Source organism: Citrobacter sp. CRE-46, from assembly GCF_059615875.1.
The window spans coordinates 2,456,826-2,483,146 of the sequence record NZ_CM184341.1; the positions used below are offsets into that span (position 1 = coordinate 2,456,826).

The 26,321-nt window shown below is 52.4% G+C and carries 31 protein-coding genes; 26 read left to right on the forward strand and 5 right to left on the reverse strand.

From position 1 onward, the window contains the following. Position 1: 1 nt before the first annotated feature. The 23 genes from AC534G_RS11865 (at position 2) to AC534G_RS11975 (ending at position 20,882) form a co-directional block, all read left to right on the forward strand. Positions 2 to 1,108 (forward strand): phage minor head protein, encoded by a 1,107-nt coding sequence (locus AC534G_RS11865; protein WP_496594574.1) that lies wholly within the window; start codon positions 2 to 4, stop codon positions 1,106 to 1,108. 3 nt (positions 1,109 to 1,111) lie between these two features. Further along, on the forward strand, positions 1,112 to 1,321 hold the full coding sequence (locus AC534G_RS11870) for a hypothetical protein (RefSeq protein WP_022651635.1): 210 nt from the start codon (positions 1,112 to 1,114) through the stop codon (positions 1,319 to 1,321). A gap of 106 nt (positions 1,322 to 1,427) precedes the next feature. Beyond that, positions 1,428 to 2,180 carry a DUF6651 domain-containing protein gene (locus tag AC534G_RS11875; RefSeq protein ID WP_496594575.1) on the forward strand — a complete coding sequence of 251 codons (753 nt, stop codon included), beginning with the start codon at positions 1,428 to 1,430 and terminating at the stop codon, positions 2,178 to 2,180. Positions 2,181 to 2,197: 17 nt separating this feature from the next. Further along, the gene (locus AC534G_RS11880; RefSeq protein ID WP_496594576.1) at positions 2,198 to 3,337 is read left to right on the forward strand and encodes a major capsid protein; all 1,140 of its coding nucleotides are present in this window, start codon (positions 2,198 to 2,200) and stop codon (positions 3,335 to 3,337) included. A 39-nt stretch (positions 3,338 to 3,376) separates the two neighbouring features. Next, entirely contained in the window at positions 3,377 to 3,598 is a 222-nt protein-coding gene (locus AC534G_RS11885; RefSeq protein WP_410734565.1) for a hypothetical protein, read from the forward strand. 50 nt (positions 3,599 to 3,648) lie between these two features. After that, entirely contained in the window at positions 3,649 to 4,083 is a 435-nt protein-coding gene (locus tag AC534G_RS11890; protein WP_496594577.1) for a DnaT-like ssDNA-binding protein, read from the forward strand. A 1-nt stretch (position 4,084) separates the two neighbouring features. Further along, positions 4,085 to 4,438, forward strand: coding sequence for a hypothetical protein (locus AC534G_RS11895; protein WP_496594578.1), 354 nt, complete (start codon positions 4,085 to 4,087; stop codon positions 4,436 to 4,438). 2 nt (positions 4,439 to 4,440) lie between these two features. Then, positions 4,441 to 5,040, forward strand: coding sequence for a hypothetical protein (locus tag AC534G_RS11900; protein WP_496594579.1), 600 nt, complete (start codon positions 4,441 to 4,443; stop codon positions 5,038 to 5,040). After that, positions 5,030 to 5,479 carry a DUF4128 domain-containing protein gene (locus tag AC534G_RS11905; protein ID WP_496594580.1) on the forward strand — a complete coding sequence of 150 codons (450 nt, stop codon included), beginning with the start codon at positions 5,030 to 5,032 and terminating at the stop codon, positions 5,477 to 5,479. The genes AC534G_RS11900 and AC534G_RS11905 overlap by 11 nt, the downstream gene beginning before the upstream one ends. A 46-nt stretch (positions 5,480 to 5,525) precedes the next feature. Then, positions 5,526 to 6,458, forward strand: a complete 933-nt coding sequence (locus AC534G_RS11910; RefSeq protein ID WP_496594581.1) for a phage tail tube protein — start codon at positions 5,526 to 5,528, stop codon at positions 6,456 to 6,458. Positions 6,459 to 6,499: 41 nt separating this feature from the next. Further along, complete coding sequence (locus tag AC534G_RS11915) at positions 6,500 to 6,838, forward strand: phage tail assembly chaperone (RefSeq protein ID WP_496594582.1); 339 nt, start codon at positions 6,500 to 6,502, stop codon at positions 6,836 to 6,838. Positions 6,839 to 6,855: 17 nt separating this feature from the next. Beyond that, entirely contained in the window at positions 6,856 to 7,143 is a 288-nt protein-coding gene (locus AC534G_RS11920; RefSeq protein WP_016247126.1) for a DUF1799 domain-containing protein, read from the forward strand. Next, complete coding sequence (locus AC534G_RS11925) at positions 7,143 to 10,274, forward strand: phage tail tape measure protein (protein WP_496594583.1); 3,132 nt, start codon at positions 7,143 to 7,145, stop codon at positions 10,272 to 10,274. The genes AC534G_RS11920 and AC534G_RS11925 overlap by 1 nt, the downstream gene beginning before the upstream one ends. Before the next feature lie 73 nt (positions 10,275 to 10,347). Continuing rightward, positions 10,348 to 10,758, forward strand: a complete 411-nt coding sequence (locus AC534G_RS11930) for a hypothetical protein (RefSeq protein ID WP_496594584.1) — start codon at positions 10,348 to 10,350, stop codon at positions 10,756 to 10,758. Between the two features lie 151 nt (positions 10,759 to 10,909). Further along, a complete protein-coding gene (locus tag AC534G_RS11935) occupies positions 10,910 to 11,332 on the forward strand; it encodes a hypothetical protein (protein WP_448160360.1) in 423 nt (140 codons plus the stop codon). A gap of 409 nt (positions 11,333 to 11,741) precedes the next feature. Further along, entirely contained in the window at positions 11,742 to 12,314 is a 573-nt protein-coding gene (locus tag AC534G_RS11940) for a Panacea domain-containing protein (RefSeq protein ID WP_023296497.1), read from the forward strand. A gap of 491 nt (positions 12,315 to 12,805) precedes the next feature. Then, positions 12,806 to 13,156 (forward strand): phage tail protein, encoded by a 351-nt coding sequence (locus tag AC534G_RS11945; protein WP_127674244.1) that lies wholly within the window; start codon positions 12,806 to 12,808, stop codon positions 13,154 to 13,156. A gap of 8 nt (positions 13,157 to 13,164) precedes the next feature. Continuing rightward, positions 13,165 to 13,938, forward strand: coding sequence for a phage minor tail protein L (locus AC534G_RS11950; protein WP_496594585.1), 774 nt, complete (start codon positions 13,165 to 13,167; stop codon positions 13,936 to 13,938). Between the two features lie 12 nt (positions 13,939 to 13,950). Further along, positions 13,951 to 14,682: a C40 family peptidase gene (locus tag AC534G_RS11955; RefSeq protein WP_496594586.1), complete on the forward strand. Its 732-nt coding sequence runs from the start codon at positions 13,951 to 13,953 to the stop codon at positions 14,680 to 14,682. Then, positions 14,670 to 15,263 carry a tail assembly protein gene (locus tag AC534G_RS11960; RefSeq protein WP_496594587.1) on the forward strand — a complete coding sequence of 198 codons (594 nt, stop codon included), beginning with the start codon at positions 14,670 to 14,672 and terminating at the stop codon, positions 15,261 to 15,263. Before AC534G_RS11955 ends, AC534G_RS11960 begins: the two co-directional genes overlap by 13 nt. A gap of 55 nt (positions 15,264 to 15,318) precedes the next feature. Then, positions 15,319 to 18,552 carry a TipJ family phage tail tip protein gene (locus AC534G_RS11965; RefSeq protein WP_496594588.1) on the forward strand — a complete coding sequence of 1,078 codons (3,234 nt, stop codon included), beginning with the start codon at positions 15,319 to 15,321 and terminating at the stop codon, positions 18,550 to 18,552. A 2-nt stretch (positions 18,553 to 18,554) separates the two neighbouring features. Further along, positions 18,555 to 19,499: a DUF6453 family protein gene (locus AC534G_RS11970; RefSeq protein WP_496594589.1), complete on the forward strand. Its 945-nt coding sequence runs from the start codon at positions 18,555 to 18,557 to the stop codon at positions 19,497 to 19,499. A 9-nt stretch (positions 19,500 to 19,508) separates the two neighbouring features. Beyond that, positions 19,509 to 20,882: a phage tail fiber protein gene (locus AC534G_RS11975; protein ID WP_496594590.1), complete on the forward strand. Its 1,374-nt coding sequence runs from the start codon at positions 19,509 to 19,511 to the stop codon at positions 20,880 to 20,882. 134 nt (positions 20,883 to 21,016) lie between these two features. Here the strand turns inward: AC534G_RS11975 and AC534G_RS11980 are convergent, their stop codons facing one another. Further along, the gene (locus tag AC534G_RS11980) at positions 21,017 to 21,259 is read right to left on the reverse strand and encodes a DinI family protein (RefSeq protein WP_496594591.1); all 243 of its coding nucleotides are present in this window, start codon (positions 21,257 to 21,259) and stop codon (positions 21,017 to 21,019) included. Between the two features lie 77 nt (positions 21,260 to 21,336). On the opposite strand from AC534G_RS11980, the gene AC534G_RS11985 reads away from it, so the two are divergent. Both AC534G_RS11985 and AC534G_RS11990 read left to right on the forward strand, forming a co-directional pair. Further along, positions 21,337 to 21,756, forward strand: coding sequence for a translesion error-prone DNA polymerase V autoproteolytic subunit (locus AC534G_RS11985; RefSeq protein WP_096879195.1), 420 nt, complete (start codon positions 21,337 to 21,339; stop codon positions 21,754 to 21,756). 1 nt (position 21,757) lies between these two features. Beyond that, entirely contained in the window at positions 21,758 to 23,026 is a 1,269-nt protein-coding gene (locus AC534G_RS11990; RefSeq protein ID WP_496594592.1) for a Y-family DNA polymerase, read from the forward strand. On the opposite strand, the gene AC534G_RS11995 is transcribed toward AC534G_RS11990, so the two are convergent. Beyond that, positions 23,019 to 23,690 (reverse strand): SOS response-associated peptidase, encoded by a 672-nt coding sequence (locus AC534G_RS11995; RefSeq protein WP_496594593.1) that lies wholly within the window; start codon positions 23,688 to 23,690, stop codon positions 23,019 to 23,021. The genes AC534G_RS11990 and AC534G_RS11995 overlap by 8 nt on opposite strands. Positions 23,691 to 23,841: 151 nt before the next feature. After that, positions 23,842 to 24,138, reverse strand: a complete 297-nt coding sequence (locus AC534G_RS12000) for a YciI family protein (protein WP_006684292.1) — start codon at positions 24,136 to 24,138, stop codon at positions 23,842 to 23,844. A 224-nt stretch (positions 24,139 to 24,362) separates the two neighbouring features. On the opposite strand from AC534G_RS12000, the gene tonB reads away from it, so the two are divergent. Beyond that, the gene (gene tonB / locus AC534G_RS12005; protein WP_110498820.1) at positions 24,363 to 25,079 is read left to right on the forward strand and encodes a TonB system transport protein TonB; all 717 of its coding nucleotides are present in this window, start codon (positions 24,363 to 24,365) and stop codon (positions 25,077 to 25,079) included. Between the two features lie 87 nt (positions 25,080 to 25,166). On the opposite strand, the gene yciA is transcribed toward tonB, so the two are convergent. Together yciA and AC534G_RS12015 are read right to left on the reverse strand one after the other, a co-directional pair. After that, entirely contained in the window at positions 25,167 to 25,568 is a 402-nt protein-coding gene (gene yciA / locus AC534G_RS12010; protein ID WP_038640996.1) for an acyl-CoA thioester hydrolase YciA, read from the reverse strand. Between the two features lie 164 nt (positions 25,569 to 25,732). Then, positions 25,733 to 26,272, reverse strand: coding sequence for a septation protein A (locus AC534G_RS12015; RefSeq protein WP_069324644.1), 540 nt, complete (start codon positions 26,270 to 26,272; stop codon positions 25,733 to 25,735). Positions 26,273 to 26,321: the final 49 nt, after the last annotated feature.

The following is a 26,321-nucleotide window of genomic DNA, read 5'->3' on the forward strand; positions in this document are numbered from 1 at the left end:
TATGGCTCGTTCGGTAAACGACAAGTTGCAGGACGAGACCATAGCTCACGGACTTTACGTAACGCGCTACGGTACGGGTGTTGCCAGGCGAATGGTGGCGCTTCTTAACAGGATGGATGCTGATCTGGCTGCCCGGCTGCTGGTGCTGCTGGAGGGGAAGCGCGCTGACACCTACAGCGCGCGTCGCCTTGCATCGCTACTGGCTGGTGTGCGGGATCTAAACCAGCAGGCCTACGAACTGGTCAATGATGCTCTGATGCGCGAACTGACGCGTTACGCTGATTATGAGACCGGGTATCAGTTTGACCTGTTCAGCAGCATCATTCCCGGCCAGGTGCTTATGCACGTCCCGCTGCAAAGCATTGCACCGGAACAGGTCTATGCCGCTTCGGTGGCGCAGCCGTTCCAGGGGAGGTTACTGAAAGAGTGGGGCAAGAAACTCGAATCGGATCGGCTTGAAAAAATAACCAGTGCCGTGCGCACCGGATTTCTTCAGGGCGAGACGGTCGAGCAGATAGTTAAGCGCGTTGCTGGCACGTCGAAACTTAACCGCCAGGACGGGGTTATCAATGTTTCACGTCGTGACCTTGCGGTAGTAACCCGCACGGCGGTGAACCATATGGCTGCCACAGCGCGCCAGGAGTTCGCTCAAGCCAACAGCGATATCGTGAAGGCCAAGCAGTGGTCCTCCACGCTTGATACTCATACGAGTCAGTGGTGCATCATCCGAGACCGCAAACTCTATTCGCTCGATGGCAAGCCGCTAGGCCATGCAGTTCCGTATCTGCGCGGACCCGGCAAAATCCACTTTTGCTGCCGCTCCTGCGAAATCCTGATAACTAAATCGTGTGAGGAAATGCAAATAGCCTCAGGCGAGCTGAGCAACGCCACGCGCGCCTCAATGGACGGACAGGTGCCAGCGCGTACCAGCTATGCCGAGTGGCTTGTGAGGCAGCCTTACGCGCGGCAGGAGCAGGTGCTGGGCGTTACTCGCGCGCGGATGCTGCGCGACGGCAAAATCACGGTGCCTGAGATGTTCAATGATGCCGGGGAGTTTCTGACCCTGGACGAACTGCGCCGCGTAGATGCCTCGGCGTTTGAGGAATAGGGTATGCGTAACGAAGATTTTCACTACGTTGGTGATGGTCGTGGAAGGCGAAGGGTATTCGTTAATGGCAATGAGATAAAGAGCTGTGTATGGGCCGATGTCAAACGTGGTATCGCCTGTATTCATCCACACCCGCTACGGATCCACAAGCGAAAGCGGGGTGAGATTTACTCCCGCAAGCTGCGCGGTTACATAACCATCGAATTTATCTAACAGGCTGCCTCCGGGCAGCTTTTTTATGCCTGCCGCTGAGCGGATGCGACGCGGTGCCCGGGTCGGATGACCCATTACGTATGGCCGGAAGGCTGGAGCAAAAACAATGAAACTTAAACTTGATGCTAACGGAAATGTGGTTGTTGAAAACGGTATGCCTGTGTACATCCATGATGATGGCAAAGAGATCCCGTTCGATGCGGTCGCAGCGATGACCAAAATCACCTCCCTGAATGGCGAGGCGAAAACTCACCGCGAAGCGAAGGAAACGGCGGAAGCCAATCTCGCGAAATTCTCTGGCATCACCGACCCGGCCAAGGCGCTCGAAGCCCTGGAGATGATGACCAAAATCGACCAGAAAAAACTGATCGATGCTGGTGCCGTTGACCAGGTAAAGGCGGAGATCACCAAAGTTTTCCAACAGCAGTTGGACGAGGCGAACGGCAAGACCAAGCAACTGGAAACTCAACTCTACGACGAGATGATCGGCGGCCGCTTCGGTGGCTCTAAGTTCATTTCCGAGAAGATGGCGATCCCGACTGAGTTCGTGCGTTCCTACTTCGGTCAGAACTTCAAAATCGAAGAAGGGAAGGTTGTGGCCTACGACGGCCAGGGCAATAAGGTGTTCTCTCGCACCAAGCCTGGCGAGTTGGCCAGCTTCGATGAGGCCCTGGAGTCTCTGGTCGAGTCGCATCCGCAGAAAGATTACATCCTCAAAGCGTCCGGTAACAGCGGCGGCGGTTCTCACCAGTCGCAGCACCAGGCCGGGCAAAAAACCATGAAACGCGGTGCGTTTGATTCCCTGGATAACGCTGGCAAGCAAGCAGCGCTGAAAGACGGCGTCAGCATCGTCGATTAAATCGAAAGGAGCCATAAATGGCAGGCAATACCCTTACTGGTCTGATCCCGACCATCTATACCGCGCTGGACGTAGTGTCCCGCGAGCAAACTGGTTTTATTCCTGCGGTGGCGCGTGACGCGAAAGCGGATGCTGCTGCAAAAGACCAGACCGTACGTGCGCCAGTCGCACCTGCAGCCACCACTGAAGATATTGTCCCTGGTCCTTCAGCTCCTAATTCTGGCGACCAGACCATCGGTGGTGTGGATGTCAAAATCACCAAATCCAAAATGGCCCCGGTGAAATGGAATGGTGAAGAGCAATTGGCTCTGGGCCCGGCTGGTACCTACAACACCATCCTAGCTGACCAGTTCAAGCAGGCTTTCCGCGCGCTGGCGAACGAAGTGGATGCAGACCTCGCTGCGCTGTACCTCAACTCATCCCGCGCTGTTGGCGCGCCGAAGAATACCCCGTTCAGCATCAAAGACGATCTGACTGATGCTGCATTGGCGCGTCAAATCCTGACCGATAACGGTGCGCCGACTACCGATTTGCGTATGGTGCTGGGTGGCGAAGCGATGGCATCCATCCGTGGTAAACAGGCTGTCCTCTTCAAAGCGAACGAAGCGGGAACCGACCAGCTGCTGCGTGAAGGTGTTATCGGTCGCATCATGGGCTTCAACCTCCACGAATCCTTCAGCATCAAGCGTACCGCGAAAAGCGCTGCCGCTGGCTATAAGGTCAATGGCGCGAAGAAAGAGGGCGATATCATCATCGCTATCTCAGCCGGTACCGGCGGTATTGCTGCAGGTAATGCGGTGAAGTTCGCCGGTGATGACAATCAGTATCTGGTCGTTGCGGCTACGTCTTCCACTATCACCATTAGCGCGCCGGGCCTCCGTCAGGATCTGGCAGACCAGGCTGATGTCACCGTGTTGAGCGAATTGGTACCGAACATGGCGTTTGACCGTGGGGCATTCCTGCTGGCCAGCCGTACCCCGGCGATGCCTGAAGGTGGCGATACTGCTGATGATGTCATGAATGTGACCGACCCGGTATCTGGCATCACCTTCCAGGTGGCGCTGTACCGCCAGTACCGTCAGGTGCGTTATGAAGTTGGTCTGGCATGGGGTGTGGCTGCTGTGGCGCCACGTCATTCCGCCATCATCATGGGTTAACCCAGGGGGCTTCGGCCCCTTTGTTTTTCAGGAGGCCCAATGGCCGGATTAACCAAAGAGCAGCGCGCTCAGCGTGAAGCGGAAAAGCTTGCAGCTCAGCAGGCTGCTGATAAAAATCCTGCCCAGCAGGAACAGCAGGGTATTGAACTGGTGGTCATGGCACGTGACACACCAGAATTCCCTGGCGGCCCGCTGCGCGCAGATGTTCATCCTGATGAAGTGGATAACTGGCTGGCGCTAGACTGGCGTCTGGAGGAATAACCATGCTGGTTGCCGATCCCAACTCTCCAGGCTTCAACAGCTACGCCAGCGTGTCAGACCTGCGGGCATTTGCCGCCGGGCGCGGATATAGCATTCCTGCAGATGATGGTGAGTGCGGCCAGATGCTTATGCAGGCTATGGACTTTCTCGAAGGGAAGACCTGGCGTGGTCAGCGCACCAGCACATCACAGCCGCTATCGTGGCCGCGCGCGGGCGTGCGCTTTGATGGCGTTGATCTGCCGGATGACACCATCCCGCAGCGCCTGGTTGATGCACAGTGCCGCCTGGCTATTGAATCGCAGGAGATTGACCTCACGCCTTCGGTTGCTGGTGGCGGGGCGGTGACGATGGAGCGCGTCGAGGGCGCGGTGACCGTGCAGTACGAGCCGGGAACCAATAAGGCCGCTCCGTCGTTCCCCTGGTTCTATTCCTCGCTGCGCGGGCTGGTGGTAGGCGGCAATCAGATCCGCATTGAAAGGGGGTGATATGCCAATCGACTATCGACGCATGCGCGCGACAGCAACCCGGCTGCTCACCGAGAACGGGAAGACCTATCCGTTGACCCGCGGCGGCACCACAACCCGCGATCAGTTCGGCAAAGAGGTAACCACTCCGGCGGTTACCGGGACCGTCACCGGCGTTATCACTGAATACTCTGCACGCGAAATCGACGGCTCCTTGATCGCCACCGGCGACAAGAAGTTGGCGGCCACGTTCGAAACGGAAGTGCGCATCGATGACCGAATCGAAATCGACGGCAAAAAGTGGCGCGTTGTGCAGCCGAATCCGGTCAAGCCTGCCGATGTGCTGATCTCCTACAACATCCAACTGAGGGCATAAATATGGCCGGAACTGTTAATCAGCCGTTCCTGGCTGCCATTCAGTTGTTCGTGGATAGCTCGAAGCAGGAGATGGACGAAGTGGTGCGCCGGACGGGCATTAAAATCCTCGCTCAGCTGGTGGAGATGTCCCCGGTGGGTCAGCCGGATATCTGGCAGGTCAACCAGACTGCGACGGCGTACAACACTGCGGTGCGGGAGCATAATGCGACCCTGCGTGATGACCCGGCCAACCTGACCAAATCAGGACGACTTAAGCGCGGCCTGCGCGTCAACGACTCGATGGACATCAAAAAGCCTGAGGGCTATGTCGGCGGGCGGTTTAAAAACAACTGGTATGTGGGCTTTGACAGTCAGCCAAGCCAATCCAACGACACCCCCGACGCTTCCGGCCAGGGTTCCAACTCCCGCGGTCTGGCAGTGCTCGAGGTGTTCCGGGTAGGACAGGTCAGCTCGATTTTCTTCACCAATAACCTGCCGTATGCACAGGCGCTGGAGAACGGCCACTCCGGTCAGGCCCCCGGCGGCATGGTGGGCATCACCGCGCTGGATGCCGTGCAGCTGTTCCGTGAGGCGATGAGCGAGGTGCGCAATGGCCAGTGACCAGTCAATGCGGATCGCTGACCTGCTGGAAGGTCGTATCGCGGTTATCTGCTCCTCGCTTGGGCTGCCAGTGGCCTGGCCGAACATTGCGTTTACTCCTCCCGATAATGCGCCTTACGGGCGTGTTTACGTTCTGCCGGCGCAAATCGTGGGGCTGGACCTTGAAGGCCAGTTGCGTACGTACCAGGGCATTCTCCAGCTCAATATCATTGCGCCAGCAGGTAGTGGCGTGAATCAGGCCAGAGGGCTTGCTCAGTCCATCGCTGACGCCTTCCCCGAAGGGCTGCCGCTGGTGGATGGTGACCTAACCGTCTACATCAACGGCCCGCCGCAGGTGCGCACGCCGATACAGGATCGTCCAACATCAGCACCAAACGGCAGTAGCGGCTCCATCACCTACACCACCCCCGTCAGCATGCAGTACCGCGCTGATTACTGACCCGCCGCCTGGCGGGTTTTTTATTACCTCAATTCAGGAGAATGCAATGGCATTCGCAATCCCTAACGGGTCACGTGTGAACGTGGCCAAGGCCTATCTTGCGCCGATTGTCTTCACTGCAGCCTCCAACGCGACGGAATGCGAACTGACCGTTGCCTCTGCTGCCGGGATCCTCGCGGGCGATGTCGTCCAGGTCAGTTCTGGCTGGCTGAAGCTCGATAACATGGTGCTGCGCGTTAAATCGGTGACCGGTACCAAAATTGTGCTGGAAGCGTTCGATACCACCGACACCAAGAAATTCCCGGCGGGCACCGGGGCGGGCACTCTGCGCAAAGTCGACTCGTGGATCACCATGCCACAGGTCATGACGTTGTCCACTGAAGGCGGTGACCAGCAGACCATCAGCGTGCAGTTCTTGGAAGATGATAAGGCCCGTACCATCCCGACGTTCAAAAACGCCGTGGTTCAGGTCTACACCTTCGCGCACGACCCGATGCTGGCTATCTACAAACGTCTGATTGACCTTGACGACTCCAGCGACACCACGGCGGTATGGTTCCACAACCCGCGTGGCAAAGCGGATCGTTACTACTCCGCCAAAGTGTCTTTCCAGCGTGTGCCGCGCACTGAAATTAACGCAGTGGAAAGCAACGAAGCGCGTATGAACTTCGAATCGGATATGCAGATTTACCCGATCGCTGATTCATCCGTGCTGCCGCTGGCGTTCCTAACTGACTTGCCATCCACTAAAGCACTCGCAACTGGCGCAGCGCTGGACCTGGCTGTGGTTATGCAGGGTGGTTCCGCGCCGTACACCTATGTGTGGAAGAAAGACGGCACAGCTATTCCGGGCAAAACCGCATCCACGCTCAACATTCCGTCCGCTCAGTCTTCTGATGCTGGGGTGTATACCTGCGAAGTTACCGACGCCGCAGGCAAGACGCTCACTTCTGCCGGATGCACCGTCAGCATTACTTGATTAATCTGGCCCGGTAAGCCGGGCCTTACCGAGATGAACAAATGACCAAATTCTCCCTGATCCCAAACCCAACCTTTTCCGTAACCGCCAGCATCCCGCGCGCCGGCGCTGAAGACGGCAAACTGACCTTCACCTTCCGCCATAAAACGCTGGAAGAGCTGCGCACCCTGGATGAGAAACTGCAAAAGGATGCAGCAAGCAAGAAAGCTGCTATTGAGCCGCAGGCCGATTACCTGATGGAAATCGTTGATAGCTGGGCGCTGCCGGATGAATTCAACCGCGATAACGTGATCGTCCTGCTTAAGAACTACCCGCGTGCGTTCGACAGTATTGGCTTGGCTTATACCAAAGAACTTATGGGCATCCGCGAAAAAAACTGAGGCAGGTCGCCGCAGCGATGTATACGCCGGGACCGACGCTCGCGGAGCTGAGCGCTTTTGGTTTAACGCCTGAGGACGTGGAGGAAGAGGTGGGGATACTGCCCTCAGTGTGGAGGTCCTTCACCATCTTCTCTTCCCTGGCGACCCAGTGGCGAGTCGGCGCGAGCGGGGCGACCGGCCTTGATTACAACGTTCTCCCCTGGATGTTCGAGTTACACGGGGTTGAGGATGCGGCGGCCTGCATGGCTGACCTTCAAATTATGGAAAGCGAGGCTCTCAAGGTAATGCATAAGGAGACGAAATAATGACAGATCAGATCGCCTCGATTACTTTGCGGGCCGATGTTTCAGACCTGAAAACAGCCAGCAACGAACTGGATAAACTCGGCCAGGCGGCGGCCGGTGCTGTAGATAAAGCAGATGATCTGAATAGCGTGTTTCGCGCTGGCGCTGAATCTGCGAAGCAAGGCAGTGAAGGGCTCAAGGAGCAGCAGAACGCGCTCAAAGGGCTGCTGGAGAATATCGACCCAGTTACCAAGGCCTTAAACCGCCTGGATGAGCAGCAAGAATCGCTGCGGAAATTCCAGGCCAAAGGTTTCCTGGATACCGATACCTTTCAGGCTTACAACAAAATCCTGGATGACACCCGCCTCAAGCTGACCGACACCGGAGAAGCCGCGGCGCGTGCTCAGGCCGAATTAGCCGCTACCCAGGCGGCAGAGAAGCAGTCCGCAGCGTTAAAGAACCTTCTTGGATCCATCGACCCGACTATCCGCGCGTTCAATTCGTTGGATGAACAGCACGCACAGCTGGTGGCCCATTTCGAAGCAGGGCACATTAACGGCGCTCAGTTCGAGCACTTCAACACAATCCTTAACCAGACGCGTGAGCACCTCTCTGGTGTCGCAGACGTACTACCAGAAGCGCTATCCCGGCAGGAAGCTGCTGCCCGGCGCGCTGGAATCTCCGTTGGTCAGTACAGCGCAGCAATGCGCACGCTTCCGGCGCAATTCACCGATATCGCCACGCAGTTGGCTGGCGGTCAGTCGCCGTTCCTGATTCTGCTGCAACAGGGCGGGCAAATTAAAGACCAGTTCGGTGGAGTCAAGGGCGCCCTGACTGGTGTAGGCGATTATTTACGCACCCTGATTGGTTTCATTAATCCGGTGACAGTAGGGATTGGCGGCTTAGTGGTTGGCCTTGGGGCAATAGCTGTAGCTTGGTACAAAGGCAGCCAAGAAGCCGGGGAATTTAATAAGCAGCTCATATTAACCGGAAATTATTCTGCTAAATCGGCGAGCCAACTGACAGACCTGGCCCAAAAAATTGGTGGTTCAAGCGGTAAAGTTGCCGCAACTGCCCGTACGCTCGCTGAGGTGGTTGGGGCCGGTACGTTTAAAACCGAACAGCTCGAAACAGTCACCAGAGCGGCGTTGGCTATGCAGGAGGCCACTGGCCAGTCTGTAGATACCACTATTAAGAACTTCCAAAAACTATATGCCAGCCCAACCAAGGCAGCAGAAAATCTTAATTCGACCCTTCACTTTCTGACATCTTCGCAATACGACTACATATCGTCACTAGAGCGTCGCGGTGAAAAAGAGGACGCAGCGGAAGCGGCAGCCAAAGCCTACAGCCAGGCTGAGCAGAAGCGAAGTCAGCAAATCCTCGACAATATGGGGTTAATCGAGAGGGCTGCTGGCGGCGTCAGTAAAGCTCTCAAGGGGATGTGGGACGAGCTTCTGAATATCGGTCGCCCTGACGCTCCAAATGATATGCTTCGAAAAATGCAGGCAGAGCTGGCTGAGCGAGAAAAGGCACTGCTTCCAGAAAGGCAGCGCCAAGGCTATGGGTACAGCTATGATACGAGCAGTAATGATCAGGAGTATGACGCTCGTAGGAAAGCACAATTATCTGCGATAAGCGCTTTGAAGGCACAGATAGGGCCACTTCAGCAAGCCGCACAGCTTCAGGAAGATATCAATGTTTCTGTTCAAAAAGGTATAGAGGTTGATAATAAGCGCACCGATGCGCTTATTTATAGAAACCGCATCCTCGAGCAATCTGCCACCTGGCAAGAGAAACGCAGTAAAGCCCTTTCAGAATTGTGGAAAAATGTCGCACTTGCTCCTGATAAATGGAGTGATCAACAACGCCAACAGGCAGTTGACGCGATAAACAAGCAGTTTCACCCAAATAAAACGCCCAAAACCCCAGCCGTTAAGGTGTCTGCAGGTGAGCGCTCAACCGACACTTACAATGCTGAGACTTTAGCTCTACAAGCGCAGCTAAAAACGCTTCAAGAACATCGTGATATTAACGATGTAATCAGTCAGCAACGTAAGCAGCAATGGGAACTGATATCCAAAATCAGTATTCTCGAGGCAACGGCAAATGATCCAAAAGGCCGTGCGCTTACCATTGATGAGAAGTCACTGCTCGCCAATAAGGATAAACTTCTCGCGCAGGCTGATATTAATGCCGCATTGGGCGATCAGATTGCAAGGCAGCAGAAACTGAATTCTCTTGCCGATCAGGCGACCAAATTTGCTCAGCAGCAGGCAGCTAAGCAAGCAGAAATTGATGCGGCAGCTGCAGGGACGTCAACCAGGGAGGCTGAGCGGGCGGAAACACGTCAGCGTTTGTCTGAGACCTATGCCTTCAATCCTGACGCGCAAAAAAAAGTTTTGGCTCAGCAGGAAGAGACATACCGGAAGGAAGACGAACTTCGCAGTAACTGGCAGGCTGGAGCAAAGCGCGGATGGGCTGATTATGCGGATTCTGCAACTAACACATTCGAAGCAATGCGTAACGTGGCTGGATCCACCTTCAGTGGCCTTTCCGACATGCTGACCAGTTTGGTCACAACTGGAACTGCCAGCCTCAAAGAATTCACCAAATCCATGTTAAAGATGATCGCCGAGGTGACCAACCGGTTACTGGTTGCCTATGCAGTACAGGCCGCAATGGGCTGGATAAGCGGTGGCATTGGCGGTGGCAGCACTCCAGGTGGATCATATTCAAACGCCGCTGCTGGCATAACCTTCAATGCTAAAGGTGGCGTCTATGACTCTCCTGGCCTTGGTAAGTATGTGAACGGTGTTTACGATACTCCTCAGTATTTCACCTTCCAGGGCACATCTAAGTTTGCGAAAGGCGGAGTCTTCGCAGAGGCTGGAGCTGAAGCAATCATGCCGCTAACTCGTGATTCTGCGGGGCGTCTCGGTGTGAGGGCGGATGGTGCTGGTGGTTCTGGGCATCAAATCAACGTGGATATCTATGTCGATAACAAAGGTAACGCGACAACAAATACTAGCGGGGGGGGAGATGCGGCAGCCCGGGCGTTAGCGGAGAGGATGAAGCAATACGTACAGGAAGGCATCATCCGAGCCATCAGGGATGATGGGGCGATCGGTGGGAAGTTTGTGAAAAAGTAATACCAGCTCATCGCGTTACATTCTCATATCCCCTGGTTATTATTAGAAAAAATATGATAGTCAGGGGATGGTTGTGAAAAAAATTATTTGCTTAAGCTTAGCCTGCATCGCACTTGCTGCGTGTAAACCTTCAGAGGAAAAAGCACTTCAACTTGGGCAGCAAGAAATTGCAAATGGGTTGATGGACCCGGATAGCGCCAAGTTCAAAATGGTTAGGTTCAACATGGACAAGAACCAGGAGTCCGGGGATGTTGTCAGTGGTTTCGTATGTGGCAGAGTCGCTGGCAAAAATAGGTTTGGTGCGTATGTTGGATATCATCCTTTTTATGTTCATCTAAAGATGACCTCGAAAGGGATGTTTTCGAAAGGCGTTAGTTATGAAGTTGGAGAAAAAGCTATTTATCCCGATGGAAGAGATGAATCGTGGATAGATCTCGACGGAAACTCTTATGCCAGCCGCTGCGGCCCAACACCTTCAGAGTAATCTGGTTATGGATATGCTCTTTTGAACGAACCTGCAATTGAGATGGTTATCATCAATCAGAAAGTTTCCATATCTGGCATTCAGCGAAATGGTAGTGTTTAAGTTACCCCTTGGTTAATATGACGAAAACCATAAAAGTCAGGGGATGATAATGAAATTACTCTTCATTAGCGTTGTTGCGTTGTGTTTGGCCGGTTGTGCTACTGAAGCCGTTTTACCAAGCCAGGCGAAACAAGCACCCAAAGAACGATTGCTCAAATTCCAGTCTCCAGGTGTGGGGGAACAGGCGAAGCTAATTGTGGTGCGCGATAAAGGATTTCTTGGAAGCGGTTGTTTCGTAGGCGTGTACCTCAACCAAGAGAAGGCAGCTATTTTGGATCCAGGTGAGAAGGCCGAATTCTACCTCAAGCCGGGAGAATGGAATGTTGCTTTAATGGGGGAGGGAAAGATGTGCATCGCTGACAAGATACCTGCTGGAAGGGACTTTATGCTCACTGCGAACACGACAAAAGCCGTCCGTTTATTTGCAGATCCGAGCGGAAATACAGACGTCAAAACACTGCCGAACCAATAGTCACCAATACCTAACAACCAGCCTCGCATCCGCGGGGCTTTTTGTTGTTGCCGGGGTGCGGTGTATGGTCAAAATCTGAGCACCTAATTCAGAGGGCGCGAAATACTACAGCAATCTTTTGGGGAATTCATTGTAAGTAGGCCATGTTCTTGTGCAAAAAGTGCTATTTGTGCGCATTGGTACAGATTGAAACGCATTGGAACGTATTGCAACTTTGCACGATCCTGTTGTGATTCTGCAATTACCTTAGAGGTAATTTCGGCAAACATGACGCTAACTTGCAAAATGGTCATCGCGATCATCGTCGAACGTGGAGCTATCTTGACGAAATGAAGATTGCTTAAAAGTTATAGCTGGCTATAAAATCGTTGTAGAGATGTACTTTCATTATTGATTTAGAGGTTCAACTATGTTTTGCGAAGAAAAAGTAGCTCAGATGGCTGCTTACCTGCTACTAAAACGTGGCGGGCGCATGGCATATCTGAAGCTAATGAAATTACTTTACCTTTCAAATCGCAGTTCTCTCATTGAGAGGGGCAGGATGATGGGTGAGGATAACCTTTTTTCAATGAAACATGGTCCAGTGATGTCAAACACTCTGGATTTGATTCGCAACAAACATAAAAAGGGCGGAAAGTACTGGTTTAGGCTGTTGAAAACGGAAGGGACTGACTTGGTTCTTCGCCATGACCCAAGAAAGGTTGATGTGGATGAGGTTCTCGACAGTTTAAGCCGATCCGACCTAAGAATTCTCGATGGTGTTTACGCCAAGTTTGGGCATATGAATCGCTTTGAGCTCAGGGATATGACCCATCTAAAAGAGTTCTGTCCTGAGTGGGAAGATGTAGGCAATTCTAATAAGCCAATCGACAGAAAGCTAATCTTGATGTTTGAAGGCAAAACAGAGGAAGAGGCCAATAACATCATTCAGCATATGAGCGAATCAGAAGAGCTAATGGAATTTAGTGCTCAGTTAAGATGACTAAATATCAACCATATAGGAAAGGTACAGTTTTAGCTCTCAGCGGCAGCGTAGATCATCTGCATGTCATATGTAATGACCCTGTGCATTATCCTATAGATGGTTGTGACTGCGTTCTTGCTGTCAATATATCGAGCGTGAAGGTAGGTGTTCCCTATGATCCAACCTGCATTCTAAAAGCAGGTGATCATCCGTTCGTGCGCCATGATAGCTATGTGGTTTATGAAAGAGCTGTCATTTGGAAGGTCGGTAGCATTGATAAAAAAGTCCATGAGGGAAGTATAAAACCTCAGCCATCTGATATAGAAGATGAGACTTTCACTCGGATACTAAACGGCTTCGACATATCAGACGAAGTGGAACCTAAAATCAGAAGGTTTTGGAAGAAACACTGCTAATATTTCTACAAATAACCAAACCCGCCACCTGGCGGGTTTTTGCTTTCCGATATTTGTCACACCCGCTTCGGCGGGTTTTTTTATGGAGTAAATATGGCAGTTGAAACATACAGATGGCACTCGCAACTCGGTGCTGGCGCGATTGAATATAGTCAAACGGTGCGCGCAGCGCAGTTTGGCGATGGCTATGAGCAGGTAGCTGAGAATGGCATCAACTCCACGGCTATTCAGGTACCGATGAAGCATGTGGGCGCTGACTCTGAAGTGAATACTGTTCGCGACTTCCTGTTGGCGCATACCGTTAGAGCATTTGTCATCACGCCGCCTGGCGAGGAGATGGGCCTGTACCGCGTTGTCGCCGACTCCGTGCGCAAAAACCAGATTAGCAGCAAATTCGCTGAGCTGACATTCACGATTAAGCGCGCCTATGGCGTCTATGCCTGAGGTGGAGCATGACAGCACTAATTGATACAGCTGCAATGCTGGCGCCAGGTGGCAGAGTCCGCCTTGTTGAAGTGGATGCTTCAGAGTTCAGTGGCGGTATTCATCGCTTCCATTATTCACCATTTTCTCATTCTCCCGCCGAGATTGATGCGGCGAACGGTGATGAAACTAAGCTTGGACCAAAGCCAATTATCTGGGATGGAAAGACCTTCGACTTCTGGCCATTCCAGATTTCTGACCTCGCTCTCTCGACCGACCAGGCCGCTGAGCCGAAGCTGAGCGTATCGAACCTTGACGGGCATATCACTGCGCTCTGCCTACAGTTCAAGGACATGGTTAACGCGAAGGTAAGCATCATCGACACCTACGCCGTTTATCTGGACGCGGTTAACTTCCCAGGCGGCGTGAACCCGACGGCAGATTCGACGATGTTCACCCTCCAGACCTTCTGGCTGGATACCAAAACCTCAGAAGATGATGAGGTGGTTACGTGGTCGTTGAGTAGCCCAGCGGATTTGCAGAACCTGGTTATTCCCACCCGTCAAATTACATCGCTGTGCGAGTGGGCGCTGCGCGGCCAGTACCGAAGCGGTGACGGCTGCACCTACAATGGAACAGCATATTTTGATGCGAAGGGGAATGCGGTCGCTGACCCTGCGCTGGACGTGTGCGGTGGTTGCCTGAGCGATTGCCGTAAGCGATTTGGTGCGGGCCTGGCTGAACCCAATACTGCCACACTCGATTTTGGTGGATTCCCGGCAACTGTTCTCTTCTCCCGATAACCGGACTTCAATATGAACAAAACGATAATGAACGCTATCCGGGTGCATGCTCTGGAGGAATCGCCACGCGAGTGCTGCGGCTTCGTCATCCAGACAGGACGGCGTCAGCGATACATTCCGGTACCGAACAGCCACGAAAACCCTACTGAGCATTTCCGCATTGACGGCGAGCACTGGGCGAACGCTGAGGATGCCGGGACTATTATTCGTGTCATCCATTCCCACACGGGCGACGGCGCACGGCCTATACCGTCAGACCTCGATCGCCAGCAGTGTAATAACTCCGGCGTGGTCTGGGGTATTTACGCGCCGGATAGCGACGAATACGCTGAGATAATGCCGGAGGCGGTACCCCTTATCGGGCGTCCGTTTATCCTGGGCTCAAATGACTGCTGGGGACTGGTAATGGATTGGCATGCCACCCAAGGCGTGATGCTTAACGATTTCCGCGTCGATTACCCATGGTGGGAAAGCCAGTACCCGGACAACCTGTATTTCGATAACTGGGAGCGGGAAGGGTTTGTCGAATGCGACTCGTCGCCAGGCTGTATGGTCATCATGCAGGTTGAATCCAGTAAGTGGAACCACGCGGGGATCATTACCGAGGAAGGTGAGCTGCTTCACCATCTGTACGGGCAGCCATCCTGCATCACGCCGTATGCGCGCGGTTATTTCAAAGACAGAACTATGATCTGCGTCCGTCACAAAGAACTACCGCAGGAGATTCAGCCATGGCGCGTTTAACCACGATTCGATTGTACGGTGTACTGGGAGCCCGGTTTGGCCGTGTTCACAGGCTGGCGGTACAGACATCAGCTGAGGCGGTGAAGGCGCTTTGCATTAACCTGGACGGGCTGGAAAGCTATCTTTTGAACGCCAAAAAGAATGGTATGACGTTCGCGGTGTTTCGCGGCAGGCGCAACATTGGCGCGGATGATTTTAAGAACCTAGCCGGAAGCACCGATATTCGCATAGCACCCGTGATGGAAGGGGCAAAAAAAGCGGGTTTGTTCCAGACAATATTGGGTGCTGTCATGGTTGTGGCGGGCATCGTCGTCACGGGCATGACGTTCGGTTCAGCAGGTGTCATTGGCGCGGGTATGGTCTCCGCTGGTATCGGAATGATGGCTGGTGGGATTTACCAGATGCTTTCGCCCCAGCCCAAAGGACTACAGGGGCGAGACAATCCTGACAATAAACCCTCATATGCCTTCGGTGGCTCAGTAAACACCTTGGCAATGGGCAACCCGGTAGCCGTACTCTATGGGGAGCGGGAGATCGGCGGTGCAATTATTAGTGCCGGCATAGTCGCTGAAGATATCTGAAAACTCCCTTCTGAATATCAAGCACCCAATAGGGTGCTTTTTTTATGGATGTAATATGGAAGCGATTACTGGTGCAAAAGGTGGCAGTCAGAAGCAACACACGCCTGTAGAGCAGCCGGATAGTGCGCAGTCTATGGCGCGCTGCCGCATGCTGCTGGCGCTCGGAGAAGGTGAGTTTGCTGGTGGCCTGGATGCGACCCGTATATTCCTTGACGGTACGCCGTTGGGAAACCCCGACGGAACGATGAACTTTGAAAATGTGTCATGGGATTTCCGGCCTGGCACACAGACCCAGACACCAATACCGGGATTCCCTGCTGTCGAGAATGAAACTACGGTTGGCGTATCGCTGACAAAGGCCACGCCATGGACTCGAGCTATCAGCAATACCCAGATCGATGCCGTATTGGTACGCGTTGGCATTCCAGGCCTTCAACAGCAAGAAAACGATGGGGATATTGTCGGTTCTACGGTTCAGTACCATATCGACCTTGCCGTTGATGGCGGCGCGTACAGCACCGTAATGACCAAAACGGTTACGGAGAAGCTCAGCTCTCTCTATGAACTAACCCACCGAATTAATCTTCCCAAAGCTAGCACTGGCTGGCAGATTCGAGTTGTCCGGGATACTGCTGACAGCACCAGTCAGATGTTGCAGAACAAAACCCAGGTACAGGCTATCACTGAGGTCATTGATGCCCGCCTGCGTTATCCACATACCGCACTGCTGTATGTCTCGTTTAACGCTAAATCGTTCAGCAATATCCCGAAGATATCCTGTAAGCCGAAAGGCCGGGTAATCCGCATCCCACAAAACTACGATCCCGTTGCGCGAACGTACAGCGGCACCTGGGACGGTACATTCAAATGGGGATGGACGAATAATCCTGCATGGATTTGGTTCGATATTCTTACTGAGCCGCGCTTCGGGCTGGGTCGCAGGGTTACGCCAGCGATGCTCGATAAATGGGAGTTGTACCGTATTGCCCAGCGCTGCGACCAGAAGGTGCCGGATGGTAAGGGTGGCAGCGGTACCGAGCCTCGCTTTATGTTTGACGTATATATCCAGGCTCAGGCTGATGCCTGGCAGGTGATTAAGGATATTGCGGCAGGTTTTAACGGCATGACGTTCTGGGGCAACAACATGTTCAATGTTGTCTCTGATATGCCTGCGGATACGTCAAAACTTCAGATCCTCACCCGTGCCTCTGTGGTCGGGAAACCAACCTATTCCAGCGGCAGTGAAAAGAACCGCTATAGCTCAGCGCTGATTAACTTTAGTGACCCGGATAACCACTATCAGGATCGCACTACTGCAGTGATGTTTCCCGATCTGGTTAAGCAGTTCAAGTTTAAGCAGACTCAGCTAACCGCGATTGGCTGCACACGTGAAAGCGAAGCTCAGCGCCGGGGTGGTTGGGCAGTGTACTCCAATTCTCTGGACCGTATTATCACTGTCCAGACGGGACTTGATGGCTTCGCTTATGTGCCGGGGACCGTATTTGCGTTTGCAGATGAGCGGCTGTCTGGGCGTGTCTATGGTGGACGTATTACTGATTACGATGCAGGGTTGAGGTCAGTAACTACCGATCGCGGCACGAGTGCGGTGGCGGGTGATACGCTGATGATTCGTACCCAGGGCGGTACCGTTGAGAGCAGAACCATTCAGGCGGTTAACGGCCAGCAACTGATACTGGCAACTGCCTTTACCGCTGAGCCACTACCTAATGCCATTTTTGTTATCGATGCAGGTCAGTTGCGCCTCCATTATTTCCGTGTAACCAATCTGACATTTAACGATGAAGAGAACACCTACAGTATCACCGGTGCAGAGTACAACGGGGCGAAATATGATGCCGTTGATAACAATGCTCGACTGGATACGCCACCGATCAGTCTGATACCGACAGGCCTGGTAGGGCAACCGTCGAACATCGCAATTAGCAGCTACGATTCGGTCCGCCAGGGGCAGCGTATCGCCACTATGGTTGCGAGTTGGGATGCGCCAGTAGATAAAAACGGGAAACCTCAGGCTGATATCGTCGCGTATCAGGCACAGTGGAAACGCGGTGATAATGAGTGGATCAATATCCCCGAAACAGGTCTGCGCAATATAGAGGTCGCCGGGATTTTCTCTGGTGATTATCTTGTGCGAGTCCGTGCCATTAATTCTGCTGGTGCTTCCAGTCTATGGGCCTCTTCTGTTCTGACTCATCTCACAGGACGTACTGGGGATGTTCCAAAACCTATCGGTCTGCGTACCACAGCAATTAACTGGGGTATTCAGATTGACTGGTCTTTCCCGGCAGATACCGGAGACACTCTCCAGACCGAACTGCAGTATTCAGTTAATGGTAGCGGGGATAATCCTCTGTTGCTTTCTGGAGTTCCTTACCCGCAACACACTTACACCCAGCTGGGTTTGAAGGCTGGTCAGGAGTTCTGGTACCGGGCTCGTCTGGTCGACCGTATCGGCAACCAGAGTGACTGGACCGACTGGGTTCGTGGTGAATCCAACGCGAATGCTGACGACTACCTGGGCGATATTGCCGATGATTTTCTGACTTCTGCAGACGGTGACCGCCTAACAGGCGACATTGATACCAACCTGGAAGCCGCGTTGCAGAATGCGCTGGCCAACCATGGAACGGTGGAACACCAGTGGGCGCAGTACGGCGAAGTGCGCGCGGATATTCTGGTGGTTAAAACGACCATTGCAGATGTTGATAAAGCGATGGCTGAAATGTCCACTCAGGTCCAGGCGCAGATTAAAGATGTAACCGCCTCGCTTGAGGATAAGCTCACAGCCACCGTTGACGCTACAAGTGCTACGGCCATTCATACCCTGAAAGCCGGCGTGCGCATCAACGGTATTTTTTACAGTGCCGGTATATCAATTGCGGTGCTGGCGGAGGCGGGCAAGCCAGTAGTCACTCGTGTCGGATTTAACGCCAATCAGTTCGTCCTGATGAGTGGCAGCGGTGATACGCAATATTCACCTTTTGCGGTGGTGAATGGTCAGGTGTTTATCAGCGATGCGTTTATTCAGGATGGCAGCATTACCAATGCCAAAATTGGTAATTTTATCCAGTCGAATAACTTCGTTGCAGGCGCAACTGGCTGGCGTATTGATAAAAATGGAAACGCTGAATTGCATGGGAAACTCTATGCCGACAGCGGGAACTTCTCTTTTAACGGGATAAATAACAAAGTCGTAATCGATGGTTATGGACTTCTCGTTAATCTGACAAATGGTGGGAGTGTTCAGATTGGAACGTGGAGGGGGTAATAATGCCGGAAGGGATATTTATTAATTACAACGATGGACGTCCGGTGATGGCAATTACTGCGGGGCTGCGAGCCCCCAGTTTTTGTACATCATTCTCGGGCTGGTCATCTCAGTCAATGCAGTACCCGGTCAATACACCACTTGTTCCCGGCTCACTGGCTATCGTGGTGCCCACCAATCCCATTTACATCTATTCCTTTGCTGAATTTGACGTGGCCATTATGACAGGGGTCACCCGAAACGGGGACGCTGGGGTCATCATTGGTGCTGAGACAATCGGCGGTAAAGCCCTTACTCCGGATTGGTCGGGCTACGTCATGGAGCTGCTGCCCGCGGCGACTTATAACGAAGGGCTGTTTATTTCAAACTCGACAGACTTTACCGCCATCTCCAATCAGGCCGCGCTGATGACCTGCGCTTATTCCGGGCGCATTACGGTTAACGGCAGCGCGCCGCTTCCGGTGAGCGGTATTCCTTTCGGCAAATGGGATAACCCGAATGTGTCGGTGGGGTTTGATGGCGGCAATATCATCGTGCGCGATATTTCCTACACAGGGCGGGACGATGTGGCCGGAACGGCGACGATAGACCTGATGATATTCAATCAGACCGCACCTGTCGGCGGCGACGGTATCACGATGACCAACGCCGCAGGCCAGGTCACGTTCTCCACCATGAAACGCCCTTTTGTGTATGACCGACAAATTCAGATAACCGACGCATTCCAGGATATAGGCGGCGGGTTCTGCCAGATAGTCTATACCGGCGTTCAGGTACGAATGATTGGTGGATGGGGAAATATCAGAACTAAAGGCGTGGTCATGTCAGGCGGTAGCGTCAGGTCGGCCTACAACAAAGTGTTTGCGGACCGCTATTCCGGTTCATGGGATATGACCCGAAACAGAAATATCGCCATGCCCATTCTTATTCTTCCGAACATGTACTGAGGAAAAACTATGTCAGCAGGAACTTTAACCCTGACGAATAACTCTGCTGCTATCACTGGCAGCGGGACTGCGTTTACTACCGAGGTGGCAGCCGGTGACTTTATTGTCGTTGCGGTCGGCGGTATTCCTTACACCCTCCCGGTTAAAACAGTCAACAGCAATACATCACTGACACTGGTGAGTAATTTCACCGGACCAACGCAGTCAGGCGCGGCATGGTCAGCCGTTCCGCGTGTAGCCCTTAATATGGTTACCGCCGCGCTGGTGGCTCAGAGCGCTGAAGCCCTGCGTGGACTGAATTACGATAAACAGAACTGGCAAATGATATTCAGTAGTAGTGGGGATGTGACAGTAAAACTTCCCGATGGCAGTTCTTTTACCGGGCCTGCTTGGGGAGGTATTACCACGACACTGAGTAATATTTCTCAGGCTCTGCAAGGGAAAGCCGGGAGCGGAGAAAACTCCGATATAACCAGCATAACGGGGCTAACCACGCCGCTTAGCCTGAAGCAGGGGGGCAGTGGCTCAAATAATGCTGCCGGTGCTCGAGTAAATATACAGGCAGCGAGTATCTGGAACTCTTTTTCGTCCAATATTCTTGAGAAGAATATCAGTGGGGCACAGTATGCCCCTCGTTGTGGTTATTGGCAGGCTGCTGCTAATACCTGGACGCCTGCTCCGTATGGGGGGCTGTTAAGCTTAAATAACTCAGGTAACGAGTTAAATGATTTCGCTCTCGGACAGGTAAATCGCTGGGTATTTATCGCAGATACCAATGAGATTTATCTGCGAACGACATCCAGTACTGAAAATGGAATAGTAGATAGTCCCTGGATTAAACAGTGGGGACGGGCAAACACAACAATTGATGCAAACGGGGCTCTGAAACCGGCATCACCGATAGTTAAAATATTTGGCAACGGGTCTGCAGAACTGAATGATGAATCGGAAGGCGTTACTGTAAAACGCGAGTCAACCGGGGTGTACCTGATCTCTGGTGTTGTTGGGCTTAACGCCGATCCGCTTTGGGGCGGGATTGATGGTGGTGTAGTGATACCGACAGATATCAATAACCAGCCGCTGGTCTGGGCTGATTTTAGTGTGAAACCTGACGGTGCTATCCTGCTGAAAACGTATCACCGCACCCACCCCGGCGCGCCGGAATTCGCGCGAAACCTGATTGGCATTAAGAATAATGACGGTTCATTTACTGAAACAGTGAAGGATGGTGAGCCCGTCGATATTCCTGCAGGTCGGTGGGTTGATGTGCGCGTTCAGATGCCGGAGGACAGTCTCTGGAATCAGAAGCAACTGGCAATAAGGAAGTCCATGGAAAAAGCTGAGCAGGAGCACCAGCAAAAGCAGCAGGATATACAGTCGTAAAAGTTACAGCTGCCGCAACCATGCCGTATGCAAGAGCATGATTGCGGCCAACTGGCGAACGTTCGATAGTGCGAGTATTGAATGATTGCCAGTCACCGCGGATTGTACTTAAGCAATATGACGGTTCAAGGCGTTTAATCTGAAACCAGCCACATATCAGCCTCTTCAAACATTTCCTGCACGGAACGGCTTATTTGCTCTTTCTCATGCTTGCTGGCGTCAGTGTTGATCGCCGGCAGTGTCATCATCGGTTTAACCCGAACATCAGCATCGGGGAAGATCCGGTGAACCCTCCTGGTCAATTCGCCCAGAATGATATCTTTTGCACCGGGCAGCCCATCAAAATTCCTTTTGTCATAAACGAGTTCCACGAACATGCTTTAACTCCTCTTTACTGTGTTTAATGCCAGTATATACTGTATATATAAACAGTATAAATGTGAGTGAGTTTATTATGAAGTTTTATTCACCAGCTGAGTTGCGCCAGATAGTTGCGCTTCCCTTATTTAGTGATCTTGTTCCATGCGGTTTTCCCTCCCCAGCGCATGATTACGTTGAACAACGTATTGATCTCAATGAATTATTAGTTCAGCACCCATGTGCAACATACTTCGTTAAGTCGTCTGGTGATTCTATGACTGGAGCGGGGATCGGAAATGGCGATTTGCTTGTCGTCGACCGTTCCAGAAAGCCTTCACATGGAGATATTGTTATCGCTGCCATTGATGGCGAGTTCACGGTTAAACGCCTTCAGCTGCACCCAATACTTATGCTTGTTCCTGAAAACAGCTCCTATGCACCCATTATGATAAACAGCGAAGATACGCTGGATATCTTTGGGGTTGTGACGTTTATCGTGAAAGCGGCAAGCTGATATGTTTGCCCTGGTTGATGTGAACTCGTTTTATGCGAGTTGCGAGACTGCATTCCGGCCAGATCTGAAAGGCAGGCCGGTAGTTGTTCTGTCAAATAACGATGGCTGCGTGATCGCCCGCAACGCTGAAGCCAAAAGAGCTGGTGTGAAAATGGGGGATCCGTATTTCAAGCAGAAGGACTTATTCCGTCGATATGGTGTGGTTTGTTTCAGCAGCAATTACGAGCTTTATGCAGATATGTCCGGCAGAGTAATGTCCACGCTGGAGGCAATGTCTCCCCGCTGCGAAATATATTCAATTGATGAAGCCTTCTGTGACCTGACAGGTGTAAGAAACTGCCGGGTTCTGCAGGAGTTTGGGCAGGAATTAAAAGACGCTGTTTATCAAAATACGGGTCTGGCGGTTGGCGTTGGTATTGCTCAGACAAAGACGCTGGCGAAACTGGCGAATCATGCCGCCAAAAAATGGCAGAGACAAACGGGTGGGGTGGTGGACTTATCAAACCTGGATCGCCAGCGCAAACTGATGGCTGCACTGCCGGTTGATGAGGTCTGGGGAGTAGGGCGCCGTATCAGCAAAAAGCTGGAGGCTATGGGGATTAAAACGGTTCTGGATCTGGCTGATACTGATATTCGTTTTATCCGGAAGCACTTTAATGTTGTCCTCGAGAGAACGGTGCGCGAACTGCGCGGCGAACACTGTCTCGAACTGGAGGAATTTGCCCCCGTAAAGCAGGAAATTGTCTGTTCCAGATCATTCGGGGAACGTATTACGGATTATGACTCTATGCGACAGGCCATCTGCAGTTATGCGTCGCGCGCAGCAGAAAAGTTACGTGGAGAGCATCAGTATTGCCGCTTCATATCTACTTTTGTTAAAACGTCACCCTTTGCGTTGAACGAACCGTACTACGGTAACAGCGCGTCGGTGAAGCTGCTCACCCCGACACAGGACAGCCGGGATATCATTGCAGCAGCGACGCGGAGTCTGGATGCAATATGGAAAGACGGGCACAGATATCAGAAAGCCGGGGTAATGCTGGGGGACTTCTTCAGTCAGGGCATCGCCCAGTTGAATCTGTTCGATGATAATGCGCCGCGCCGGGGTAGTGAGAAATTGATGGAAGTTCTGGATCATCTGAATGCAAAGGAAGGAAAGGGGGCGCTTTATTTCGCCGGACAGGGGATCCAGCAACAATGGGCGATGAAGAGAGAGATGCTGTCACCACGATACACGACCCGCTATGAGGACCTTCTTCAGGTTAAGTAACAGGCTTAATTAAATCTGCTCCCTGATTTTTCACATTCCCAACGGCACGCGTCACGGCGTGCCATATAAATTTATCAGCAGGCACGGAACCGTCGGCCGCAATTTCCGCAGCTTCTTTCCCTCCAATGTCCTGCCTCATCCATTCGCGAGCGGCTTCTGGTGAAAGTACCAGAGGCCGCCTGTCGTGTATATCTACCAGCCCTTTGTCGGCCGCAGCTGTCACTATCAGGAAACCTTCTGCTTCATCTCCACGTTCGAATGGTGTGCTGCCGATCGCCGCCATGAATATCGGCTGGCCATCGGCTCGATGAATGAAGTAGGGCTGCTTTTTGTCACCTTCCTTTTTCCACTCAAACCAGCCATCAGCAAAGCAAATGGCACGCCCATGCTGCCAGAGTGGTTTAAACATTCTGCTGGTGGCCGCAGTTTCAGACCGTGCGTTAATGAGCGGCGGCTTATCCCACCAACCGGGGGCGTATCCCCAGATCACTGGATCAAGATGCAGCTGCTCATCACGTTCGCTCAGAAGCAGAACTTTTGTTCCTGGCGCTACGTTGAATCTTCCGATGGGTTCTGGATCGTATGGAATATCGCGTTCTGATTCATCAGCGAGCAGGGCAAGATAATCTTCACGTGTCATTGACTGTGCAAAGCGTCCACACATAGAAACCTCCAGCCATATGTCAGACTGAAAGTATAGGCGGTAACTAAAAGAGAGGGCGCGTAGGTTAATGTGTACCTAAATGCGCCCTTAATTTGAATTTTAGGTGGGTGTATGTTTGTATTTATTTGAATTTAATGTGAATTATTTAAACTTAAAAAACCTTCTTGTACGGTTTTACTGAAACCTGCGCGTAAACGCCTGCTGCGACATAGGGGTCGGCTTCTGCCCACGCCTGCGCTGCTTCTAAAGATTCAAATTCTGCAATCACCGTCGAGCCGGTAAACCCCGCGACACCCGGATCGTTACTGTCAACTGCTGGCATCGGTCCTGCCGTGAGCAGTCGTCCTTCGTCATGCAGGAGTTGCAGACGGGCCAGATGAGCAGGGCGCACGGAAAGGCGTTTGTCGAGAGAGTCTGCGATATCTTGAGCATAAATAACGTACAGCACGGGTAGAGCTCCTTAATCGGTAAAAGTCGTTAATTACGTTATTGGAAAGGCATGCCAACTGCAACGTAAAGATAACGGATTTGTTAAGACCACATTGTGATGAAGGTTTTTTTACATAAAATCGTGTTTTAAATGCGGCTTACTGCCCAGGTCTTATTGAATATGATTGCTATTTGCATTTAAAATCAGGGCCTGGTTTTTTAACTGAAACGATTATGACTTCAATGACCCTTGATTTACCTCGTCGCTTTCCCTGGCCAACGTTACTTTCCGTCGGCATCCATGGTGCTGTAGTGGCGGGTCTATTGTATACCTCGGTACATCAGGTTATTGAACTGCCTGCGCCAGCGCAGCCGATCTCCGTTACCATGGTCGCGCCTGCCGATCTCGAACCGCCTCAGGCCGTTCAGCCGCTGCCGGAACCCGTCGTTGAGCCAGAACCGGAACCAGAGCCAATCCCGGAGCCGCCAAAAGAGGCGCCGGTAGTGATTGAGAAACCGAAGCCCAAGCCTAAACCGAAGCCAAAACCGGTGAAAAAAGTGGTAGAGCAGCCCAAACGTGATGCTAAACCCGCAGAGCCGCGCCCGGCATCCCCATTTGAAAATACGGCGCCTGCGCGCCCAACGACCAGTACCGCGCCGGCAACCAGTAAAGCAGCGGTAAGTGCGCCAGCAGGTCCTCGCGCTTTAAGCCGTAATCAGCCGCAGTATCCTGCGCGAGCGCAAGCGCTGCGCATAGAAGGTCGTGTTAAAGTTAAATTTGATGTGACGCCGGATGGCCGTGTTGAAAATGTGGAAATTCTGTCCGCGCAGCCGGCGAATATGTTTGAGCGTGAAGTGAAAAATGCGATGCGCAGATGGCGCTATGAGGCCGGGAAACCGGGTTCCGGACTGGTAGTGAATATCGTGTTCCGTCTGAACGGCGCAACGCAGATTGAATAAGGCGCAGGCCGGATCTGGCGGTTCGCCGCCATCCGGCAATAAGCAATGAATTGAGTGATTGCCGGAGGGCGATGCTATCGTGACTTATCAGCCCAGGGTAGGGATCGGACGTGGCTTACCGTCTTTATCAACGGCAACATAGATAAACAGGGCTTCGGTGGCTTTATAGCGCTGGCCGATAGGTTCTGAAGCAACTTTCTTCACCCAGACTTCAATATTAATGCTGATTGAGGTCGTCCCGCGCTTCACGCAGCGCGCATAGCAACAAACCACATCGCCTACGGCAACCGGGCGTAAAAAGCTCATTCCTTCAACGCGCACCGTTACCACACGACCATGTGCGATCTCTTTGGCCTGAATAGCGCCACCTATATCCATTTGTGACATCAGCCAGCCGCCAAAAATATCACCGTTCGCATTGGTATCGGCAGGCATAGCCAGAGTGCGTAAAACCAGTTCACCCTGGGGAGTATTATTCGTTGTTGTCATTGTTGAACCGACTATAGAGAAAGATTACAGGCGCGATGCTACTAGAATTTGCGCGTTGAGAACAGAGGGATGCGGCGTGTGAAGTGGAAGTAAGCCGGGTTAGCGGTAATGAGGAACGTGAGGGGATAAAAATTCGCCAGATCGGTAGATCTGGCGGACATGTATTACGATTTATCTTCCTGCGGCAGATGGCGGTAAATATAGACACCGCTCAGCAGCGTAAAGAATAAGGTCAGGGCTGTCAGGCCGAATACTTTAAAGTTGACCCAAATATTCTGCGGCAGCCAAAAAGCGATATAGATATTCGCCAGGCCACAGAGAATGAAAAAGACGGCCCAGGCTAAATTAAGCTTCGACCAGACCTGCTGTGGCAGGGTCAGCTCTTTGCCTAACATGCGCTGAATCAGTGGTTTTTTCATCACCCACTGGCTAACCAGCAGCGCACCGGCAAACAGTCCGTAAATCACCGTAACTTTCCACTTAATGAATTCATCGTTGTGGAAGAAGATAGTCAGGCCACCAAACACGGCAACCAGAACAAAGGTGATTAACGCCATCTTCTCGACCTTGCGGTAGCGAACCCAGCTGTAAATCAAAACCACAGCCGTCGCGACAATCAGTGCCGAGGTCGCCGCGTAGATGTCGTAAAGCTTATAAAAGGCAAAAAAGACAACCAGCGGTAAAAAATCAAGAAACTGCTTCATTCTTCATTCCGTCATCAAAAGCACCAGGCCTGCGCCCGGTATGCGTTCA

What these genes read in the sequence shown, in the direction of transcription:
- AC534G_RS11915 (WP_496594582.1), top strand. Translation starts at nt 6,500, where the DNA reads ATGACCAAATTCTCCCTGATCCCAAACCCAACCTTTTCCGTAACCGCC.
- AC534G_RS11990 (WP_496594592.1), top strand. Translation starts at nt 21,758, where the DNA reads ATGTTTGCCCTGGTTGATGTGAACTCGTTTTATGCGAGTTGCGAGACT.
- AC534G_RS11905 (WP_496594580.1), top strand. Translation starts at nt 5,030, where the DNA reads ATGGCCAGTGACCAGTCAATGCGGATCGCTGACCTGCTGGAAGGTCGT.
- AC534G_RS11970 (WP_496594589.1), top strand. Translation starts at nt 18,555, where the DNA reads ATGCCGGAAGGGATATTTATTAATTACAACGATGGACGTCCGGTGATG.
- AC534G_RS11955 (WP_496594586.1), top strand. Translation starts at nt 13,951, where the DNA reads ATGAACAAAACGATAATGAACGCTATCCGGGTGCATGCTCTGGAGGAA.
- AC534G_RS11965 (WP_496594588.1), top strand. Translation starts at nt 15,319, where the DNA reads ATGGAAGCGATTACTGGTGCAAAAGGTGGCAGTCAGAAGCAACACACG.
- tonB (WP_110498820.1), top strand. Translation starts at nt 24,363, where the DNA reads ATGACCCTTGATTTACCTCGTCGCTTTCCCTGGCCAACGTTACTTTCC.
- AC534G_RS11870 (WP_022651635.1), top strand. Translation starts at nt 1,112, where the DNA reads ATGCGTAACGAAGATTTTCACTACGTTGGTGATGGTCGTGGAAGGCGA.
- AC534G_RS11895 (WP_496594578.1), top strand. Translation starts at nt 4,085, where the DNA reads ATGCCAATCGACTATCGACGCATGCGCGCGACAGCAACCCGGCTGCTC.
- AC534G_RS11985 (WP_096879195.1), top strand. Translation starts at nt 21,337, where the DNA reads ATGAAGTTTTATTCACCAGCTGAGTTGCGCCAGATAGTTGCGCTTCCC.
- AC534G_RS11980 (WP_496594591.1), bottom strand. Translation starts at nt 21,259, where the DNA reads ATGTTCGTGGAACTCGTTTATGACAAAAGGAATTTTGATGGGCTGCCC.
- AC534G_RS11960 (WP_496594587.1), top strand. Translation starts at nt 14,670, where the DNA reads ATGGCGCGTTTAACCACGATTCGATTGTACGGTGTACTGGGAGCCCGG.
- AC534G_RS11945 (WP_127674244.1), top strand. Translation starts at nt 12,806, where the DNA reads ATGGCAGTTGAAACATACAGATGGCACTCGCAACTCGGTGCTGGCGCG.
- AC534G_RS11875 (WP_496594575.1), top strand. Translation starts at nt 1,428, where the DNA reads ATGAAACTTAAACTTGATGCTAACGGAAATGTGGTTGTTGAAAACGGT.
- AC534G_RS11865 (WP_496594574.1), top strand. Translation starts at nt 2, where the DNA reads ATGGCTCGTTCGGTAAACGACAAGTTGCAGGACGAGACCATAGCTCAC.
- yciA (WP_038640996.1), bottom strand. Translation starts at nt 25,568, where the DNA reads ATGACAACAACGAATAATACTCCCCAGGGTGAACTGGTTTTACGCACT.
- AC534G_RS11995 (WP_496594593.1), bottom strand. Translation starts at nt 23,690, where the DNA reads ATGTGTGGACGCTTTGCACAGTCAATGACACGTGAAGATTATCTTGCC.
- AC534G_RS11950 (WP_496594585.1), top strand. Translation starts at nt 13,165, where the DNA reads ATGACAGCACTAATTGATACAGCTGCAATGCTGGCGCCAGGTGGCAGA.
- AC534G_RS11925 (WP_496594583.1), top strand. Translation starts at nt 7,143, where the DNA reads ATGACAGATCAGATCGCCTCGATTACTTTGCGGGCCGATGTTTCAGAC.
- AC534G_RS11920 (WP_016247126.1), top strand. Translation starts at nt 6,856, where the DNA reads ATGTATACGCCGGGACCGACGCTCGCGGAGCTGAGCGCTTTTGGTTTA.
- AC534G_RS11900 (WP_496594579.1), top strand. Translation starts at nt 4,441, where the DNA reads ATGGCCGGAACTGTTAATCAGCCGTTCCTGGCTGCCATTCAGTTGTTC.
- AC534G_RS11910 (WP_496594581.1), top strand. Translation starts at nt 5,526, where the DNA reads ATGGCATTCGCAATCCCTAACGGGTCACGTGTGAACGTGGCCAAGGCC.
- AC534G_RS11885 (WP_410734565.1), top strand. Translation starts at nt 3,377, where the DNA reads ATGGCCGGATTAACCAAAGAGCAGCGCGCTCAGCGTGAAGCGGAAAAG.
- AC534G_RS12015 (WP_069324644.1), bottom strand. Translation starts at nt 26,272, where the DNA reads ATGAAGCAGTTTCTTGATTTTTTACCGCTGGTTGTCTTTTTTGCCTTT.
- AC534G_RS11935 (WP_448160360.1), top strand. Translation starts at nt 10,910, where the DNA reads ATGAAATTACTCTTCATTAGCGTTGTTGCGTTGTGTTTGGCCGGTTGT.
- AC534G_RS11975 (WP_496594590.1), top strand. Translation starts at nt 19,509, where the DNA reads ATGTCAGCAGGAACTTTAACCCTGACGAATAACTCTGCTGCTATCACT.
- AC534G_RS11940 (WP_023296497.1), top strand. Translation starts at nt 11,742, where the DNA reads ATGTTTTGCGAAGAAAAAGTAGCTCAGATGGCTGCTTACCTGCTACTA.
- AC534G_RS11880 (WP_496594576.1), top strand. Translation starts at nt 2,198, where the DNA reads ATGGCAGGCAATACCCTTACTGGTCTGATCCCGACCATCTATACCGCG.